The sequence below is a fragment of the Streptomyces litmocidini genome, from assembly GCF_014649755.1.
GTDB classification, from domain to species: domain Bacteria; phylum Actinomycetota; class Actinomycetes; order Streptomycetales; family Streptomycetaceae; genus Streptomyces; species Streptomyces litmocidini.
Genome location: NZ_BMTQ01000020.1, coordinates 109362 through 128194, shown reverse-complemented (window position 1 = coordinate 128194; position 18833 = coordinate 109362). Strand labels below are relative to the sequence as shown.

The window sequence follows — 18833 nt, the reverse complement described above, 5'->3', positions numbered from 1 at the left end:
CCCCGGCTTCGCCTTCCCCGGCTTCGCCTTCCCCGGCTTCGCCCTCCCCTTCCCCGGCCTCGTCCTGCCCTGCCTCCTCCTGGCCACGAGCGAGTCGCGGAATCAGGCCGCGGGGCGCGCGTCAATATGAGCTATCCCCCTCGAACCGCCGGTGTCGTGAGAGGGCCGGGGACCCCTAACGTGAGCCCATCCTCAACCAGGGGGCTCCGACGAGTTCGCCCTGCCCGCGGAGCGGTCGCTCGCGAGGGGCGGGCCGAGTGGTGTGGCATGGATCACCGCCGGTCGCTTCTGGTCGAGGGGGAGCAGCCTGATTCCGATGAGGCCGGAACTCGAATCGCATGCGAGCGGGAGAACGGCCGTCGACGGCAAACACAGCGAACGGAGAACACTCGTGATTGTCGGAGTCCTCAAGGAGGCGCGGGCAGGTGAGCATCGCGTCGCGGCCACACCCGCCACGATCGAGCCGATCCGCAAACTGGGGTACGACGTGGTCGTCGACTCCGGCGCGGGTGTCGCGGCGGGTTTCACCGACGGCGCCTACGAGGCCGCCGGTGCGACCATCGGCGACGCGACGGCCGCGGACGTGGTCCTCGGCGTCGACGCCCCGAGCCCCGCTCAGCTGGACGGGGTACGGCCGGAGGCGACGGTGATCGCCCTGTTCGCCCCGGCGTTCGACCCCGCGATGGTCGAGGACCTGGGCCGCCGGCCGTTCACGGCGCTGTCGATGGACGCCGTGCCGCGCATCAGCCGGGCACAGTCGATGGACGTGCTGTCGTCGATGGCGAACATCGCCGGCTACCGGGCCGTGGTCGAGGCGGCGCACACCTTCGGCCGGTTCTTCACCGGCCAGGTGACGGCGGCGGGCAAGGTGCCGCCGGCGAAGGTGCTCGTCGCGGGCGCGGGCGTCGCGGGACTGGCCGCGATCGGCGCGGCGGGCTCGCTCGGCGCGATCGTACGGGCGACCGACCCCCGCCCCGAAGTGGCCGACCAGGTACGGTCGCTGGGCGGTGAGTACCTGTCGATCGAGTCCCCGGAGGTCGAGGTCTCGAAGACGGGCTACGCCAAGGAGATGGGCGACGACTACAAGGCGCGCGAGGCCGAGCTCTACGCCACGCAGTGCCGTGAGGTCGACATCGTCATCACCACCGCGCTGATCCCCGGCCGTCCCGCGCCGACGCTGATCACGGCGGAGATGGTGGCGAGCATGAAGCCGGGCTCCGTGATCGTCGACATGGCGGCCGCGAACGGCGGCAACGTCGTGGGCACCGTGAAGGGCGAGAAGGTCGTCACGGAGAACGGCGTGACGATCATCGGCTACACGGATCTGGCGGGCCGGCTGCCGGCCCAGGCCTCGCAGCTGTACGGCACGAACCTGGTGAACCTGCTGAAGCTGATGACCCCGGGCAAGGACGGGCGACTGGTCCTCGACTGGGACGACCCGGTCCAGCGCTCGATCACCGTCGTCCGCGAGGGCGAGTCGGCCTGGCCGCCCCCGCCGGTCCAGGTCTCGGCCGCCCCGGCCCCCGCGTCCGCGACGGCGGAGACGAAGCCGGCGAAGCCGAAGAGGGAGCCGATGACGCCGGCCCGGCGCTTCGGCGGGGTGGCCGTCGCCGTGCTGGCGCTGTTCCTCGCCGCGGGGTTCGCTCCGGCGGCGCTGCTGCCCCACGTGACCGTCTTCGTGCTCGCGATCGTGATCGGCTACTACGTGATCGGCCATGTGCACCACGCCCTGCACACGCCGCTCATGTCGGTGACCAACGCGATCTCCGGGATCATCGTCGTCGGCGCGCTGCTGCAGATCGGGCACTCCGGCACCGCGGTCACGGTGCTGTCGTCCGTGGCGATCCTCCTGGCCAGTATCAACGTCTTCGGCGGCTTCGCGGTGACGCGTCGCATGCTCGCCATGTTCAACCGGAGCTGACATGTCTGCGACCATCGCCGCACAGGCGGCTTACCTCGTTGCCGCGCTGCTGTTCATCCTCGCGCTGGCAGGACTCTCCAAGCACGAGTCCGCACGACTCGGCAACGCGTTCGGCATGCTCGGCATGGGCGTCGCGCTCGTCGCGACGATCGTGCTCGCGATCGACGGCGACATCAGCACCGCCGGCCTCGGGCTGATGGCCGTGGCCATGCTGATCGGCGCGCTGATCGGTCTGCAGCGCGCCCGTGGCGTCGAGATGACCGGCATGCCCGAACTGATCGCGCTGCTGCACTCCTTCGTCGGCCTCGCGGCCGTGCTGGTCAGCTGGAACGGCTTCCTGAACGTCGAGCACCAGCCCGACGGCCACGAGGCCGAGGCCCTGGACGCGCTCGGCACGCTGGGCATCCACCACGCCGAGGTGTTCATCGGCCTGTTCATCGGCGCGGTGACCTTCACCGGCTCCATCGTGGCCTACCTGAAGCTCTCGGCGAAGATCAGCTCCAAGCCGCTCGTCCTGCCGGGCAAGAACGCGCTGAACCTCGGTTCCCTCGGCCTGTTCCTCGTCCTCACGGTGTGGTTCGTGGTCACGCCGCAGCTGTGGCTGCTGATCGCCGTGACGGTCCTGGCGCTCGCCCTGGGCTGGCACCTGGTGGCCTCGATCGGCGGCGGCGACATGCCGGTCGTGGTCTCGATGCTCAACAGCTACTCCGGCTGGGCCGCGGCGGCCTCCGGCTTCCTGCTCGGCAACGACCTGCTGATCATCACCGGCGCGCTGGTCGGCTCCTCGGGTGCCTACCTCTCGTACATCATGTGCAAGGCGATGAACCGCTCGTTCATCTCCGTCATCGCCGGCGGCTTCGGCATCGAGGCGCCGTCGGCCTCGGACGTCGACTACGGCGAGCACCACGAGATCACCGCCCAGGCCGCCGCCGAACTCCTCGGCGCCGCCCGCTCGGTGGTCATCACGCCCGGCTACGGCATGGCCGTGGCGCAGGCGCAGTACCCGGTCGCGGAGCTCACCTCGAAGCTGCGGGCGAAGGGCGTCGACGTGCGGTTCGGCATCCACCCGGTCGCCGGCCGTCTGCCCGGCCACATGAACGTGCTCCTCGCCGAGGCCAAGGTGCCGTACGACATCGTGCTGGAGATGGACGAGATCAACGAGGACTTCGCCGACACCGACGTCGTCCTCGTGATCGGCGCCAACGACACGGTCAACCCGGCCGGCGCCGAGGATCCCGGCAGCCCGCTCGCCGGCATGCCGGTCCTCACCGTCTGGGAGGCGAACAAGGTCATCGTCTTCAAGCGCTCGATGGCCTCCGGCTACGCGGGCGTGCAGAACCCGCTGTTCTTCCGCGAGAACACCTCCATGCTCTTCGGCGACGCGAAGGAGCGGGTCGAGGACATCGTCGGCGCGCTCTGAGAGGCGCGGACCGAGGCCGTCCCCTCCTCCGGGAGGGGGCGGCCTCCGCGCCGTCCGGCGGTGGGACCTACGACACCAGCCCCTGCCCCTCCAGTTCGGTGAGGCGTACGGTGCACAGCCCGCCGCGCTCGGTCTTCACGTCCGTCACCTTCAGCTGGGTGCCGGGGGTCAGGATGTACTCCTCCTCGCCCGTGAAGGCGGAGAACCGCCGGATCCCCACCGCACGCGCCGGCGTCACCTCGAACAGGGTCCGCCGGCCGCGGCTCCCGAGGAAGGCCCGGGCCACGCCCGGCTCGGACGTGCACGACGAGACGCCCCACCACGTCACCGTCCGTCCCAGCGGATACTGGGACCGCAGGTCGAGCGCCACACCGCGCCACAGCGGCCGCGTCTGCGGCGGCAGTTCGGCGACGGCCGAGAACAGCAGGCGCAGGTACGGCAGGTACGGCACGAGCCGCTCCCGGTCCGGGGACCGCAGCACGGCGTTGATCTCGCGGTAGAAAGCCGACTCGCACGTGTACAGGTACAGCGCCGAGATCGCGTCGGCGGACAGGCCGTCCGCGGTCCCCGCCCCCGCCACCTTGGCCTCCGCGAACCGGCTCGACCGCTCGACGTACCGGTCCAGGTTCGCGAGCACCTCCGTCACCGGTGCGACGGCCTTCCGGAAGTCCATCACCGGCGTGTCGAACACTCCGGTGATCGGCGGCAGGACGAGCCCCTCGTCCTTGACGCCCGTGAGCCGCTCCAGATACAGCTGGTGCAGCTCCATCGTCGACGCGATGAACGCGCCCATGCGCTCCGCGACACCACCGCCGGACCCTCCGGCCCCCGCCGCGTCCTGGTCCCAGCCCTTGCGCGGCAGCCAGTCCACCGGCTCGGTGCCCACCGCCGCCAGGGCGTCGTTCACCCGGGCGAAGTGGTCCCCCTCGCAGAAGGCGTCCCCCTGCGCCGCCGGGTTCGCGTGGTCCAGGTGCCGGACCTCGACTCCCGGGTACTTCTTCTCCAGCCGCTGGACGACCCGCTTCAGGCTCCGCGCGTGCGCGCCCCACCAGGCGAACACCACCCCGCGGTCCTCCTCCTCGGCGTCCTGCTTCGCCCGGAGGATCTCCTCGACGATCTGCTCGACCACGGGCCGCCAGAAGGACGTGTGCCGCTCGGTCGGCACGGCCCCGTCCGCGCTCGCCGTGAGCGACGCGTTCAGCAACAGCACGCCCTGGGTGAGCATCGCCTGGAACCACTCCGGCGGCTGGACCGTGTCCTCCTTCCTCAACAGCGCCCGGACGTCGGCGATCGGGGTCTTCTTGGCGATGCCGTACTTCCACATCGCGGCCGCCTTGATGAGGCAGCGGATGCTGACCACCCGACCGAACTGGCTGTCCTTCCAGTCGTGGAAGGTGTTGTCGAACATCGCGATGCCGGTCGCGCTCTCCGCCCGCGGGTACGGGTTCTGCCCGAAGGCGACCACCTTCCACTTGTGCGGCGGATGCGGCTTCAACGCCTGGAAGGTCAGCTCGCGCACCGGAACCACCTCCGGGCTCCGCTTCGGCCCGATGAAGGAGCCGGCCCCGGGCTGCGCCTCGATCACCGGGGCGAGCAGCGGCAGCCACGGCTCGCCACCGCCCGTGAACAGCTCGGCCAGCCCCAGCGGATCCGAGGCCGAGGCGGTCGGCGTCGCGGCCGGTTCCGGCGTCCCGGCCGGTTCCGACGGGGCCGGGGCCGGGGCCGTGACGGTCGGCACCCCGGCCGGTTCCGGCGCGTCCGAGGCCGACTCGGCCGGTTCCGGCGCGTCCGAGGCCGACTCGGCCGGTCCCGGCAGCTCCGGGGCCGCGCCGGCCGGCGGCTGCTGCGGCACCTTGATCCGCACCCGCTGGGCCGGGCCCGCGCCCTCGATGTCGGCGAGCTGGCCGAGCACCGCGGCCCGCAGCTCGTCGTAGTCCGCGAACCCGTGGTCGTGGAACAGCGTGTACCCCGTCCACATCAGATTGGCGCACACCTGCGCCGGCACCCGGCCCGTCCGCGCTCCCATTCCGACGAGCGCCACCGACCGGATGCTGCCGGGCTTCGCCAGGTTCTGCAGGTGCACCGCCTGGAACGCCGCCGCGCACGCCAGCGCCACGTTCATCGTGTCACTGACGTCCTGCGAGGACTGCCGCATCGTCGGCGTCGAGATCAGATGGCGCGGCACGGCCGCCCCGGACGGGACGCAGACCGCGCTGCCCACCGGCAGGCTCCCGCCGAACCGCTCGCGGATCGCCCGCTGCACCCGCACCTGGACGCCGGCGCCGAGGTGCCGCTTGACGACGGCGTCGACCCCTCCGTCCATCCGGCCCTTCGCGTTGGTGGGGGAGACCCACGCGTCCACGTCCACGTCGAGGACGGAACCCCGCCGGATCTCGACCCCGGGCGTGTCCGCGAACGCGGACCGCCAGGCCGCCACCACCTCGTCGTTGACGTCGACGAGAACGACCTTCAACGCACGCTCGACACCCACGAATTCCCCCTGTCATGCGGTCTTTCGAACGATCCCGAAGCTATCGCCCCCCACTGACAACGCCCGTGAGCCGCGTCTCATCGAAGCGGCCCACCCTTGCTATGCAACTCGTTGCATAGCAAGATCGGGCGCATGGCGCTCGACCACGCGATCCTCGTGTCCCTGCTCGAGAAGCCCGGATCCGGCTACGAGCTGGCCCGGCGCTTCGAGCGGTCCATCGGATACTTCTGGACCGCCACCCACCAGCAGATCTACCGCGTGCTCAAGCGGATGGAGAGCGACGGCTGGGTGGACGTCCGGGACGTCCCCCAGCAGGGGCGGCCCGACAAGAAGGAGTACTCCGTCGCGGGACCCGGACGGGCCGCGCTCTCCACGTGGCTGCACGAACCGATCGAGCCCGAGAGCGTGCGGCACGACCTCGCGGTGAAGATCCGGGGAGCCGCCTTCGACGACCCGGCCGCGCTGATCGGCGAGGTCGGACGGCACAGGCGGGCGCACACCGACCGCCTGGAGCACTACCTCGCGGGCGAGGCGCGCGACTTCCCCGGGACGGCGGGGACGGCCGGCGCTCCGCTCGACGCCGAGCGGGAGCTCCAGCACGCCGTGCTGCGCGGCGGCATCGCGTACGAACGGATGATGATCGCCTGGCTCGACGACGTCCTCGCCACGCTCGCCCGGTTCGAAGCCGAGCGCTGAACCGACCCGTACACCACCACACCCCTCACCCCGAGCCGGAAAGGCGGACGTCATGGCCGACCCGCTGCTGTTCAACCCGCACACCTACGATCCCGCCCACTTCGACCCGGAGACCCGCCGGCTGCTGCGCGCCACCGTGGACTGGTTCGAGGCGCGCGGCAAGCGACGGATCATCGAGGACTACCGGACCCGGGCCTGGCTCGGCGACTTCCTCGCCTTCGCCGCGGAGGAAGGGCTCTTCGCGACCTTCCTGACGCCGTCCTCCGCCGCCGGCGACGACGAGGGCGACAAGCGCTGGGACACCGCCCGCATCGCCGCCCTCAACGAGATCCTCGGCTTCTACGGCCTCGACTACTGGTACGCCTGGCAGGTGACCATCCTCGGCCTCGGCCCGGTCTGGCAGAGCGACAACGCCGCCGCCCGCGCCCGCGCCGCCGAACTCCTCGCCCAGGGCGAGGTGTTCGCCTTCGGCCTCTCCGAGAAGTCGCACGGCGCCGACATCTACTCGACGGACATGCTGCTCACGCCCGACGGCGCGGGCGGCTTCCGCGCCACCGGCTCCAAGTACTACATCGGCAACGGCAACGCCGCCGGCCTCGTCTCCGTCTTCGGCCGCCGCACCGACGTCGAGGGCCCCGACGGCTACGTCTTCTTCGCCGCCGACAGCCGCCACCCGGCGTACCACCTCGTGAAGAACGTCGTCGACTCGTCGAAGTTCGTCAGCGAGTTCCGCCTGGAGGACTACCCCGTCGCCGCCGAGGACGTCCTGCACGCCGGGCGCGCCGCCTTCGACGCCGCCCTCAACACCGTCAACGTCGGCAAGTTCAACCTCTGCACCGCCTCCATCGGCATCTGCGAGCACGCGATGTACGAGGCCGTCACGCACGCGCAGAACCGCATCCTCTACGGCCGCCCGGTCACGGCCTTCCCGCACGTGCGGCGCGAGCTGACCGACGCCTACGTCCGGCTCGTCGGCATGAAGCTGTTCAGCGACCGCGCCGTCGACTACTTCCGCACCGCCGGTCCCGAGGACCGCCGCTACCTCCTCTTCAACCCGATGACGAAGATGAAGGTGACCACGGAGGGCGAGAAGGTCATCGACCTGATGTGGGACGTGATCGCCGCCAAGGGCTTCGAGAAGGACAACTACTTCGCGGAGGCCGCCGTGGAGATCCGCGGCCTGCCGAAGCTGGAGGGCACGGTCCACGTCAACCTGGCCCTGATCCTGAAGTTCATGCGCAACCACCTGCTCGACCCGGTCGCGTACGAGCCCGTCCCGACCCGTCTGGACGCGGCCGACGACGCGTTCCTCTTCCGGCAGGGTCCGGCGCGGGGTCTCGGCTCGGTCCGCTTCCACGACTGGCGGCCGGCCTACGAGGCGTACGAGCACGTGCCGAACGTCGCCCGCTTCCGCGAACAGGCCGACGCCCTCTGCGAGTTCGTGCTCAAGGCCGCCCCCGACGAGCAGCAGAGCCGCGACCTCGACCTGCTCCTGGCCGTCGGCCAGCTCTTCGCGCTCGTCGTCCACGGGCAGCTGGTCCTGGAGCAGGCCGCCCTGACGGGTCTCGACGAGGACGTGCTCGACGAGCTGTTCGCCGTCCTCGTCCGTGACTTCTCCGCGCACGCGGTGGAGCTGCACGGCAAGGACTCCGCGACCGAGCAGCAGCAGCTCTGGGCGCTCGGCGCCGTCCGGCGCCCCGTCGTGGACGAGGCGCGGTCGGGGCGCGTGTGGCAGCGCGTCGAGGCGCTGTCCGGCGCGTACGAGATGACTCCCTGACGGGCGGTCGGCCCTGCGCCACGCCGTCGGCCGCCCGCCCGGACACGGGCGGCCGACGGCGACGGCCGGGGTGTTACGGCTTGGGCAGGACGCAGCCCGGGCGGTTCAGGTCGATCACGTTCCCGGCGCCGATGCAGGGGACGATCGTGTACGTCTCCTGGGCGTAGTTGATGCCCTGGCGGACGGTGACGTTGCCGCTCTCGTCGACCTCGCACGGGTTGTTCACGGTGCAGCTCTGGCCGTCCTCGTTGCCCGTGTTGTTGACGGCGACGACCTTGCCGGTGTTCCGGTCGATGACCGGCGAGCCGGAGGTGCCGCCGATGGTGTTGCAGGTCGAGGTGTAGCGGACCGAGTCCTTCCAGGTCCAGTCACCCTCCTTGAGGCGGTAGACGAACCCGTCGATGTCGCAGCTGTAGGTCCGCTTCCAGTACCCCGAGACCACCGTGATCGGCGAACCGGCCACCGGGTGGGTGTCGTTGAGGGTGAGGGCGCTGATCCCGTACGTGCTCTGGATCTGCGCGTACGTCTTGGTCAGCTGGTAGATCGAGATGTCCGTGTCGGTCATCGTGCCGTACGCGATCTTGCTCGCGCGCAGGGTGCCGACGCCGGTGCCGGCCGAGTTGAGCAGGGTGAACGAGCGGCTGGAGCGCCGGTCCTTGACGACCTGGCCGGGCCCCGGCATGCCGGTCTCCAGGCAGTGGCCGTTGGACAGGACGAGCGCGGGGTCGCTCGGCAGGGAGCTGGGGGTGCGGACGACGGAGCCGGAACAGTTGCTGAGCGCGACCGTTCCCGCGAAGTCGACGGCGGTCACGGCCTGGGTCCGGGGTGCGGAGGCCGGGGCCGGGGCCTGTGCGACCGTCTCCCGGGGTGCGGAGGCCGCGGCCGGAACCGCTGTCGCGCCTGCCAGGAGCAGGGCGAGCAGGGCGCCGGCGAGAGGCTTCTTCATGTGGGGGTTCCCCTCTGATGGCTGCGCAACCGAAGATCCTTCGGTTGTCATGCACATTCTTTGAAGGGGGAACCCCAACTGGCAAGACCGCGAACCGGGTTGTGCCGAAACGCGTCAGGGCCGCTTCGGAACGGTCCGAAGCGGCCCCGGGGTCGTCGCGGGGATCAGGCGGTCGGCGGCTCCGCGGCGGGAGCCTCGACGCCCGGGAGGCGGGTGCCGGGGGAGAAGAGGATCTTCACGGCGCCGTCCCGCTTGTTCTGGAACATGTCGTACGCCTCGGGCGCCGCGTCCAACGGCAGCCGGTGCGTGGCGAAGTCGTCCACGCCCAGGGGGTCGTCGTCGGTGAGCAGGGGGAGCAGGTCGTCGACCCACCGCAGCACGTTGGCCTGGCCCATGCGGAGCGTGAGCTGCTTGTCGAACATGGCGAACAACGGCATCGGGTCGGCGGCGCCCCCGTACACCCCGGAGAGCGACACGGTCCCGCCGCGGCTCACCAGCTCGACCGCCAGGTGGAGCGCGGTCAGCCGGTCCACGCCGAAGCGGCGCATCATGCGCCCGGCGAGCCCGTCCGGGAGCAGGCCGACCATCGTGTGCAGCCCCTTGGCGACCGGGGCGCCGTGCGCCTCCATGCCGACCGCGTCGATCACCGCGTCGGGACCCCGCCCGTCCGTGAGGTCCCGCACCCGGTCGACCAGATCGTCGTCGGACGAGTCCAGGACCCGCACCCCGCGGGCCGCCGCGCGTTCCCGCCGCCCGGCCACGGGGTCGATGCCGACGACGAGGCCGGCGCCCCGCAGCAGGGCGATCCGCGAGGCCATGTCGCCGATCGGACCGAGACCGAGGACCGCGACCGATCCGCCCGGCGGGATCCCGGCGTACTCGACGGCCTGCCACGCCGTCGGCAGCACGTCCGAGAGGTAGACGAAGCGGTCGTCGGGCGGTCCTTCGGGCACCTGGATCGGCAGGGTGTCCCCGAACGGGACGCGCAGGTACTCGGCCTGGCCCCCGGGCACCTGCCCGTACAGCTTCGTGTAGCCGAACAGGGCGGCGCCCGTGTCGTACGCGTGCACCTGCGTGGTCTCGCACTGGGAGTGCAGGCCCCGGGAGCACATCGCGCAGGTGCCGCACGCCACGTTGAACGGCACCACGACCCGCGTGCCGGGGCGCAGCCGCCGCACCTCCGGGCCCACCTCCTCCACCACGCCCATCGGCTCGTGCCCGAGGACGTCGCCCGCGTCGAGGAACGGTCCGAGGACCTCGTACAGGTGCAGGTCGGAACCGCACAGTCCGCTCGACGTGATCCGAACGATCACGTCCGTGGGCTCCTTCAGCACGGGGTCCGGCACCTGCTCCACCGAGACCTTCCGCCGGCCCTGCCACGTGACGGCCTTCATGGTGGTCACCTTCCCGTCCGTCCGGGACGAGGGACGCTCCCCCGTCCCGGAAGCTCGGCGATGTCCCTGCGGCGGCTACCCGGGGCGGGCGGGCCTACTCCCCCCCGGCCCCGGAGGAGCCGGCCGCCCGTGCCCACCCGGCCCGGAAGGCGGTACGGAGCGGCGGCCGTCCCGTCCCGGCCGGTCAGCCCGTCCCGGCCGGTCAGCCCGACACGGCCGGGCCGAGGACGAAGAGGCCCTCCGTGCCCGTGAGCTCCAGCAGCCGCACCATCTGATGGCTGGGGGCCGCGAGCCTCAGCGTGCGCCCCGAGACCCACGCCCGCTCCCGCGCGGCCAGCAGCGCGTTGAGTCCCGCGGAGTCGCAGAACGAGGAGTTCCGGAGGTCGACGACGACCTCGGAACCGGGTGGCGTCCCCTCGACGGCCCCCATGAGCGCGGCGCGCAGCTCCTCCGCGCTGTTGAGGTCCATGTCGCCGATCACACGGATCACGTACGGATCGTCACGGACTGCCATCACACGCCTCCTCGTACGTCCTGCCCCTGCCCGGCACGGCCCGCTTCACGCCTGCCGCGGCCGCCGCCGGACGAGGCGGGCCCGGCCCCCGCGCGACTCGTACGCATCGGCGAGTGGATCACCCGTTGGTGAGTTCCGCCGCCCGGCCCGCCGCCCGCCCGCCACGCTGGGGGCGAAGGGCGACAGGGGACCGGGGAGGGGACGTGGTGAACGCATCGGAATCCCGCGGGGGACTGGACGAGCGGGCGGTGTTGCTGGCGGCGGGGCTCGCGGACCTGGCGGTGAGCACCCTCGGCTCGGGCCTCGGGCTCGTACGGGGACTGCTGAGGCGGTCGGACACCGCCGAGATGGCGGCCGCGGCCGAGCGGGACCTGGAGGCGCGCGGCCGTCTCGTGCTCGACCGGTACGCGTCCCCACCACCGGCACACCTGGAGGTTCTCGCCCGGCACGTGCTGGCGCGGCGGGTCGGCGATGGCGGCTGAGCGCTGGGAGCCGGCCGCGTTCAAGGCGCGCGTCGACGAGGTGCTGCGCGGCCACGTCGCCCTGGAGGCCGGGGAACTCACGGCGGTCGACCCGGCCCTGGGCCCGGTGGCGGACCAGCTGGAGGCGGCGGTCGCGGACGGCAAACGGCTGCGGGCCGCGTTCTGCTACTGGGGATGGCGCGCGGCCGGGCAGCCCGACAGCGACGCGCTGGTGCGGGCGGCGGCGTCCATGGAGCTCGTGCACGCGGCCGCCGTCGTGCACGACGACCTGATCGACGACAGCCCGCTGCGGCACGGCCGGCCCACCGCGCACATGGCCCTGCGCGGCGCGCTGGAACACCACCCGCGTCCCGCCGCGGGTGCCCGGTCGCTCGCGATGCTGGTCGGCGACCTGCTCATGTCGCTCGCCGGGCAGCTCTTCGCCACCAGCGGCCTGCCCGCCGCCTACCTCGGCCGGGCCCGGCCGCTCTGGGCGGCGCTGGCCCGGGACCTCGTCGCGGGGGAGTCCCTGGAGATCCTGCGCACGGGCGCCGCCCCGGACACGACGGCCTCGCTGAAGGTGATCCGCTACAAGACGGCCAAGTACACCGTCGAACAGCCCCTGCTGATCGGCGGTGCCCTGGCCGGGGCGGGCGGCCGCCTGCGCGAGGGCTGTTCCGCGTACGGGGTGCCGCTGGGCGAGGCGTTCCAGCTGAGGGACGACCTGCTCGGCCTGTTCGGCGACCCCGGGACCACCGGCAAGGCCGACGCCGACGACGTACGCGGACACCGGCCCACGGCCCTGCTCGCCGAGACCTGGCGGCTCGCCGGCGCCGAGGAACGCGGACGGCTGCGCGAGCTGCTCGGCCGGCGCGACCCCGACGGGGGCGCCCTGGAGGCCGTACGCGAGGTGATGCGGCGGCTGAGGGCGCCCGACCGGATCGAGGCCATGATCACCGAGCGGGTCGAGGAGGCCCTCCGCGCCCTCGACGGCCTGAACCTGCCCGCGGCCCCCGCCGCCGCGCTCGCCGCCCTGGCGCACTCGGCCACGGTCCGTCGCTCCTGAAGCGGAAGCCCCGGAAGGCGCAGAAGGTACGGAAGGCGCAGAAAGCGCGGAAAGCACAGAACAAGGAGCCCTGCCCGTGAACCCCACCGAGGCGTCCATGGACGCCCTCCGGCAGGTCGGCGACGAACTCGCCGACGCCACGGTCGCCACCCTCTTCGAGCGCGGGGAGGTCGGCACGTTCAACACCCTCATGCGGTACGTCTCCACCGCCGGCTCACCCCTGCCGGACGGGCTGCCCGAGGTCGCCCGGGAGTACCTCCACGTCACGAGCGCCCCGCCGTCCTGGGTGGACTGGGGGGAGATGGAGAAGGCCCGGCTGTTCTTCATCGACAACGACGTGCACATCTCCACCGCGCTCTCCTTCGCCTCCATGCCCGCCTGCTACCTCGTCCCCCACGTGGCGAGGCTGCTGTCGGCGACGCACGGTCTGAAGTACCCCTCCAAGCGGATGGCGGAGACCGGCCAGTTCACCCTCTACCTCATGCGGCCGGACGCCTTCGAGGCCGGCGGCCGGTTCGTCCCGGCCGCGCAGAAGGTCCGCCTGCTGCACGCCTCCATCCGGCACCACCTCCGGCGCGAGGACCGCTGGGACGTCGAGGCGGACGGAGTGCCGATCTGTCAGGAGGACATGATCGGCGGCCAGATGTTCTTCTCGATGCTCGTCCTCGACAGCCTGCACCGCCTCGGCGTCCACATGTCCTCCGAGGGCGCCGAGGCCTACTCCTACGCCTGGCGCGTGGTCGGCGCGATGCTGGGCGTGGACCAGGACGCCGTCCCGAAGACCCTCGACGAGGCCCGTCGCTTCCTCGACCTGTACATGATCCGCCACATGGGCCCGTCCCCCGAGGGCGTCCACCTGACCCGGCAACTCGTCGACCTCTACGAGGAGGTCGTCCCCGGCACCTTCTTCGACCCGATCGTCTCCGCGCTCATCCGTCACCTCGTCGGCGACACCTGCGGCGACTGGCTGGAGGTCCCCCGCACGCCCTGGGACACCGTCGTCAAGGCCGTCCCCCACCTCCTCGGCGTCCTGGAGACCATCGAGGACCGCTCCCCGCTCGGCGCCTGGGCCCTGGACCGCCTCGGTCACCTCACCACCGTCCTCGAACTCTCCTCCCTCACCCGCGGCCGCGTCATGCACTACGCCATCCCCGAGCACCTCAAGAAGGACTACGGCCTCCCGACGGGACCGCCGCGCACCCGCCGCTGGACCCCGCCGGCCGCCACGGTCTCCCCCTGACGCCCTCCCCGCCCCGCTGACCACCGGAAACGTGGGTGAAGAGCACCCCGAAGGCCTGGTAGATTGTTCTCTGTCGCCGCGGGGAAACCCCGGAACGGCAATCACCCGTCCGGGTGGCGGAATGGCAGACGCGCTAGCTTGAGGTGCTAGTGCCCTTTATCGGGCGTGGGGGTTCAAGTCCCCCCTCGGACACAAGAAGAGCACCACGTGGTGGTCGGGAAAGCTCCCGGCCACCACGTGGTGTTTCCGTGCTTCGTCACATGGCACCGGGGGTGGCCGATGGGTCCGGGTGGTCGGCGCCGAGCGGTGGTCGGAGTCCTGGTGGTGCTGGGCCTGGCCGGCGGCTGCGGCGGCGGGACCGAACCGCCGGCCCGCACGGCCTCGCGGCAACCGCCCGAGACGGAGGTCAGGACGGACCGGGAACCGGTGGAGAAGCGGTTCCCGCAGTTCGGGAGGTTCACCGGAGTCGAATGGGCCGCGGCGCCCCTCGGCCGTGCGGACTCCCGCGTACCGGGCCCCACCGACATCCGGCTCTCCGGTGTGGCGACCCTCGCGAAGGCGGACGTCCAGCGGCTCCTGAAGGAGTACCGCTGGGTGCCCGCCGCACGGCCGCCGGTCGTCCTGGAGGGCATCGCGCCCGAGGTGCCCGAGGGCGGGGAGTGGCGGACGAGCGAGGAGTTCACCTCCGAGGTCACCCGGGACGTCCACACCGGATCGTTCCATCTGGATCCCGAGGCCGGGACCATGGTCTTCGACGCCGTCAACCCGACGGCCCCGCAAGGCTCCTGAGGGTGACGGGCCCGTCGTCCGCCCGCACGTGCCCCCGCCGGCCGCTCCCGGCGAAAAATGCTTGGACCGCGGAAGCGCCCGCACGGGAGACTCCTTTTGCTCACCTTCGGTACGACAGCACAGGGTTGGGTATGGGATCACCTGAATCGCACGAAGGTCTACCGAACAAAGGCTCGGTACTCCTCGCGGTCCGCTTCTACGCACGGGAACTGGCCCGCCTCCGACGGCTGGCCGCTCCCGCCCTCCTCCTACCGGCACTCGGCAACATCGGCATCAACTACATCGCCCCCCTGATCGTCGCCAAGCTCGTCGGCCGCATCGCCGGCGAAGGCGCCGGCGCGGGGACCGGCACACTGCTCCCGTACGTCCTCGTCTTCGCCGGCGTCCTGCTGCTCGGAGAAGCGCTCTGGCGCGTCGGGCTGCACTGCCTGAACCGCGTCGACGCACGCGGCATCGAGAACCTGTACGTCATCGGCATGGACGAACTCTTCGCCAAGGACGCCGCGTTCTTCCACGACAACTTCGCCGGATCACTGACCAAACGGGTCCTCAGCTTCGCCTCCCGCTTCGAGGATTGCGTCGACACCCTGACCTTCTCGGTCATGGGCAGCTTCGTGCCGCTCCTGTTCGCCTCGGTGGTGCTCTGGCAGTACGACCCGCTGCTCGTGGTCGGACTCCTGTTCCTCATCACCGTCACGGGCGTCGGCGTGGTACCGCTCATCCGGCGCCGGCAGGCGCTCGTCGCCCGACGCGAACAGGCGATCGCCCGCGTCTCGGGCCACGTCGCCGACAGCCTGACCAACATGGACACGGTCCGGTCCTTCGGCGCCGAGCGGCGCGAAGCCGCCGAGCACCGCTCCCGCGTCGCGGAGTCCCGGAAGGCCACCCTGCGCTCCTGGGACTACGGCAACCTGCGCATCGACACGCTCGTCGCGCCCATGTCCGTCCTGACCAACGTCCTCGGACTCGTCCTCGCCGTCGCCCTCGGCGGGGGAGAGCACGGCGTGGAGGCCGTCGTCGTCGCCTTCACGTACTACGCCAACGCCACCCGGATCATGTTCGAGTTCAACCAGATCTACCGGCGCCTGGAGAGCTCGATGACGGAGGCCGCGCAGTTCACCGAGCTCCTCCTCGACGGGCCGACCGTCCTCGACCCGGCGACCCCGGAGCCCCTCCGGCCCGAGGACGCCGGGGTCCGGTTCGAGAAGGTGACCTTCGCCCACGCGGGCGCCGAACCGCTCTTCGAGGGCCTCGACCTGGACGTGCCCAGCGGCGCGAAGATCGGATTCGTCGGCCGGTCCGGCGGCGGCAAGACCACCCTCACCCGGCTGCTCCTGCGGATGACGGACCTCGACGGCGGCCGGATCACCATCGGCGGCCAGGACATCAGCCGGATCCGGCAGACCGACCTGCGCGGCATGATCGCGTACGTGCCGCAGGACCCCGCCATGTTCCACCGCACCCTGCGGGAGAACATCGCCTTCGCCAGGCCGGAGGCCACCGAGGCCGAGATCCGGCGCGCGGCCGAGGCGGCGCACGTCACGGAGTTCGCGGACTCCCTCCCCGAGGGCTTCGACACCATGGTCGGCGAGCGGGGCGTGAAGCTGTCCGGCGGCCAGCGCCAGCGGGTCGCCCTCGCCCGGGCGATCCTGCGCGACGCCCCGATCCTGCTGCTCGACGAGGCGACCAGCGCCCTGGACTCCGAGAGCGAGATGCTCGTGCAGGACGCGCTGTGGCGGCTCATGGAGGGGCGGACGGCTCTCGTGGTCGCCCACCGGCTGAGCACGGTGGCCACCATGGACCGGCTCGTCGTCCTCGACCGCGGACGGATCGTCGAGCAGGGCACGCACCAGGAGCTGCTCACCGCCGAGGGCGCCTACGCGAAGCTGTGGCAGCACCAGTCGGGAGGCTTCATCGACGACGCCCCCGCGGCGGCCGGCCTGCGGTGACACGGGCCGCTCGGGAGTTGTCCACAGGTCGACCCCGGGCGGGGCGGGGGTGTCGGCGCGGGCGGCTAGGCTTCAGAAATGGTCCTTTCCGACGCCCCTGCCGCCCCCACCGAGATCTCCGACGCCGCTCGGGTGCTCCACCGCGTCTTCGGCTACAGCTCCTTCCGCGGGGAACAGCAGGAGATCATCGAGCAGGTCGTCGGCGGCGGCGACGCGCTCGTCCTGATGCCGACGGGCGGCGGCAAGTCGCTCTGCTACCAGATCCCGGCCCTGGTCAGAGCGGGCACGGGCGTCGTGATCTCGCCCCTCATCGCCCTGATGCAGGACCAGGTGGACGCGCTCAGGGCGCTGGGGGTGCGGGCCGGCTTCCTGAACTCGACACAGGACCCGTACGAGCGGCAGGCCGTCGAGCAGGCGTTCCTCGCGGACGAGCTGGACCTGCTCTACCTGGCCCCCGAGCGGCTCCGCACCGAGGGCACCCAGCGGCTCCTCGACCGGGGCACGGTGTCGCTCTTCGCCATCGACGAGGCGCACTGCGTCGCCCAGTGGGGTCACGACTTCCGGCCCGACTACCTCGCCCTCTCCATGCTCCACGAGCGGTGGCCGAAGGTGCCGCGGATCGCGCTGACGGCGACCGCCACCGAGGCCACCCACGCCGAGATCGCGAAGCGTCTCGGCCTGGAGGACGCCCGGCACTTCGTCGCCGGCTTCGACCGGCCGAACATCCAGTACCGCATCGTCCCGAAGAACAACCCGCTCAAGCAGCTCCTGGAGCTGATCAGGACCGAGCACGACGGGGACGCGGGCGTCGTCTACTGCCTCTCGCGGGCCTCGGTGGAGAAGACGGCGGCCGCCCTCGTGGAGCACGGCATCGACGCCGTCCCGTACCACGCCGGCATGGACGCCCGGACGCGCGCGGCGAACCAGGCCCGCTTCCTGCGGGAGGACGGCGTCGTCGTGGTCGCGACCATCGCCTTCGGCATGGGCATCGACAAGCCGGACGTGCGCTTCGTGGCCCACCTCGACCTGCCCAAGTCGGTCGAGGGCTACTACCAGGAGACCGGCCGCGCCGGCCGCGACGGGGAGCCCGCCACGGCCTGGCTGGCGTACGGCCTCCAGGACGTCGTCCAGCAGCGCAAGCTCATCGACGGCTCCGAGGGCGACGAGACGCACCGCCGCTCCCTCGCCATGCACCTGGACGCCATGCTCGCCCTCTGCGAGACGGTCGACTGCCGCCGCGTGCGGCTCCTGGAGTACTTCGGACAGACCGGCGGGCCCTGCGGGAACTGCGACACCTGCCTGACGCCCGGAGAGTCCTGGGACGGGACCGTCGCCGCGCAGAAACTGCTGTCCACCGTGTGGCGGCTGGCGAAGGAACGGCGGCAGAAGTTCGGCGCCGGCCAGATCATCGACATCCTCCAGGGCAAGAGGACGGCCAAGGTCATCCAGTTCGACCACGACCAGCTGTCCGTCTTCGGCGTCGGATCGGACCTGGGCACCGCCGAGTGGCGCGGGGTCGTCCGCCAGCTCCTCGCGCAGCGGCTGCTCGCGGTGGAGGGGGACTACGGGACGCTGGTGCTCACCGAGGACAGCGGCGAGGTCCTCGGTGGACGCCGCCGGGTTCCGATGCGCAAGGAGAAGGCGGTCGCGGCCCCCTCCCGCAAGGAGCCCGGGGCCCGCTCCGGCAAGAGCGCGCGCGTGCCGGTCGACCTTCCCGCGGCCGCCGTGCCGGTCTTCGAGGCGCTCCGTGCCTGGCGGGCCGCGACGGCGCGCGAGCAGGGCGTGCCGGCGTACGTCGTCTTCCACGACGCGACGCTCCGCGAGATCGCGACCCGCCTGCCCGCCACCGTCGAGGAGCTCGGCACCATCGGCGGCGTCGGCGAGGCCAAGCTCACCAAGTACGCCGAGGGCGTCCTCGCCGCCCTGGCCGAGTCCGGTGGCGCGGGGACGGACGGGGCGGGGGTGGACGGGGCGGGACCCGACGGGGCCACCGCGTCCTCCGCGCCCGCCGGTCCGGCCGCCGCAGCGCCCGCGCCTCCGGCGCCCGCCGCCGTGCCGTCGGCGCGCAGGGCGGAGCCGGACGTTCCGCCGGCCTACGACGAGGAGCCGCCGTGGGACGAGGACGAGCTCGAACCGCCGTGGGACGAGGACGAGTAGGCCGGGTCGTCC

General features: G+C 71.9%; 14 protein-coding genes and 1 tRNA gene. 11 read left to right on the top strand and 4 right to left on the bottom strand.

Annotated elements, in window-relative coordinates:
• Window positions 1–391 precede the first annotated feature (391 nt).
• Together IE180_RS31650 and pntB are read left to right on the top strand one after the other, a co-directional pair.
• A complete protein-coding gene (locus IE180_RS31650; RefSeq protein WP_190160384.1) occupies window positions 392–1921 on the top strand; it encodes a Re/Si-specific NAD(P)(+) transhydrogenase subunit alpha in 1530 nt (509 codons plus the stop codon).
• Between the two features lies 1 nt (window position 1922).
• Window positions 1923–3341 (top strand): Re/Si-specific NAD(P)(+) transhydrogenase subunit beta, encoded by a 1419-nt coding sequence (pntB, locus tag IE180_RS31645; protein WP_190160383.1) that lies wholly within the window; start codon window positions 1923–1925, stop codon window positions 3339–3341.
• A 67-nt stretch (window positions 3342–3408) separates the two neighbouring features.
• Here the strand turns inward: pntB and IE180_RS31640 are convergent, their stop codons facing one another.
• Window positions 3409–5832 (bottom strand): macro domain-containing protein, encoded by a 2424-nt coding sequence (locus IE180_RS31640; protein WP_229861092.1) that lies wholly within the window; start codon window positions 5830–5832, stop codon window positions 3409–3411.
• Between the two features lie 132 nt (window positions 5833–5964).
• Between IE180_RS31640 and IE180_RS31630 the strand changes: the two genes are divergently transcribed.
• Window positions 5965–6528 (top strand): PadR family transcriptional regulator, encoded by a 564-nt coding sequence (locus IE180_RS31630; RefSeq protein ID WP_190160382.1) that lies wholly within the window; start codon window positions 5965–5967, stop codon window positions 6526–6528.
• Between the two features lie 52 nt (window positions 6529–6580).
• Window positions 6581–8305: an acyl-CoA dehydrogenase family protein gene (locus IE180_RS31625; RefSeq protein ID WP_190160381.1), complete on the top strand. Its 1725-nt coding sequence runs from the start codon at window positions 6581–6583 to the stop codon at window positions 8303–8305.
• Between the two features lie 73 nt (window positions 8306–8378).
• Here IE180_RS31625 and IE180_RS31620 read toward each other — a convergent pair whose 3' ends face one another.
• From IE180_RS31620 to IE180_RS31610, 3 genes are all read right to left on the bottom strand, one after another.
• The gene (locus tag IE180_RS31620; RefSeq protein ID WP_190160380.1) at window positions 8379–9251 is read right to left on the bottom strand and encodes a trypsin-like serine peptidase; all 873 of its coding nucleotides are present in this window, start codon (window positions 9249–9251) and stop codon (window positions 8379–8381) included.
• 164 nt (window positions 9252–9415) lie between these two features.
• On the bottom strand, window positions 9416–10645 hold the full coding sequence (locus IE180_RS31615) for an alcohol dehydrogenase catalytic domain-containing protein (protein ID WP_190160379.1): 1230 nt from the start codon (window positions 10643–10645) through the stop codon (window positions 9416–9418).
• A 202-nt stretch (window positions 10646–10847) separates the two neighbouring features.
• On the bottom strand, window positions 10848–11159 hold the full coding sequence (locus IE180_RS31610; protein WP_190160378.1) for an STAS domain-containing protein: 312 nt from the start codon (window positions 11157–11159) through the stop codon (window positions 10848–10850).
• A 206-nt stretch (window positions 11160–11365) separates the two neighbouring features.
• On the opposite strand from IE180_RS31610, the gene IE180_RS31605 reads away from it, so the two are divergent.
• The 7 genes from IE180_RS31605 (at window position 11366) to recQ (ending at window position 18821) form a co-directional block, all read left to right on the top strand.
• Window positions 11366–11641 carry a polyprenyl synthetase gene (locus IE180_RS31605; RefSeq protein WP_373302845.1) on the top strand — a complete coding sequence of 92 codons (276 nt, stop codon included), beginning with the start codon at window positions 11366–11368 and terminating at the stop codon, window positions 11639–11641.
• Complete coding sequence (locus IE180_RS31600) at window positions 11631–12686, top strand: polyprenyl synthetase family protein (protein WP_190160376.1); 1056 nt, start codon at window positions 11631–11633, stop codon at window positions 12684–12686. Before IE180_RS31605 ends, IE180_RS31600 begins: the two co-directional genes overlap by 11 nt.
• A gap of 76 nt (window positions 12687–12762) precedes the next feature.
• Window positions 12763–13926 (top strand): oxygenase MpaB family protein, encoded by a 1164-nt coding sequence (locus tag IE180_RS31595; protein WP_190160375.1) that lies wholly within the window; start codon window positions 12763–12765, stop codon window positions 13924–13926.
• 107 nt (window positions 13927–14033) lie between these two features.
• Window positions 14034–14118, top strand: a tRNA-Leu gene (locus IE180_RS31590).
• A 114-nt stretch (window positions 14119–14232) separates the two neighbouring features.
• Complete coding sequence (locus tag IE180_RS31585) at window positions 14233–14715, top strand: hypothetical protein (RefSeq protein WP_190160374.1); 483 nt, start codon at window positions 14233–14235, stop codon at window positions 14713–14715.
• 131 nt (window positions 14716–14846) lie between these two features.
• Window positions 14847–16664: an ABC transporter ATP-binding protein gene (locus IE180_RS31580; protein WP_190160373.1), complete on the top strand. Its 1818-nt coding sequence runs from the start codon at window positions 14847–14849 to the stop codon at window positions 16662–16664.
• A 78-nt stretch (window positions 16665–16742) separates the two neighbouring features.
• Entirely contained in the window at window positions 16743–18821 is a 2079-nt protein-coding gene (gene recQ / locus IE180_RS31575) for a DNA helicase RecQ (RefSeq protein ID WP_190160372.1), read from the top strand.
• The last annotated feature ends 12 nt before the right edge of the window (window positions 18822–18833 follow it).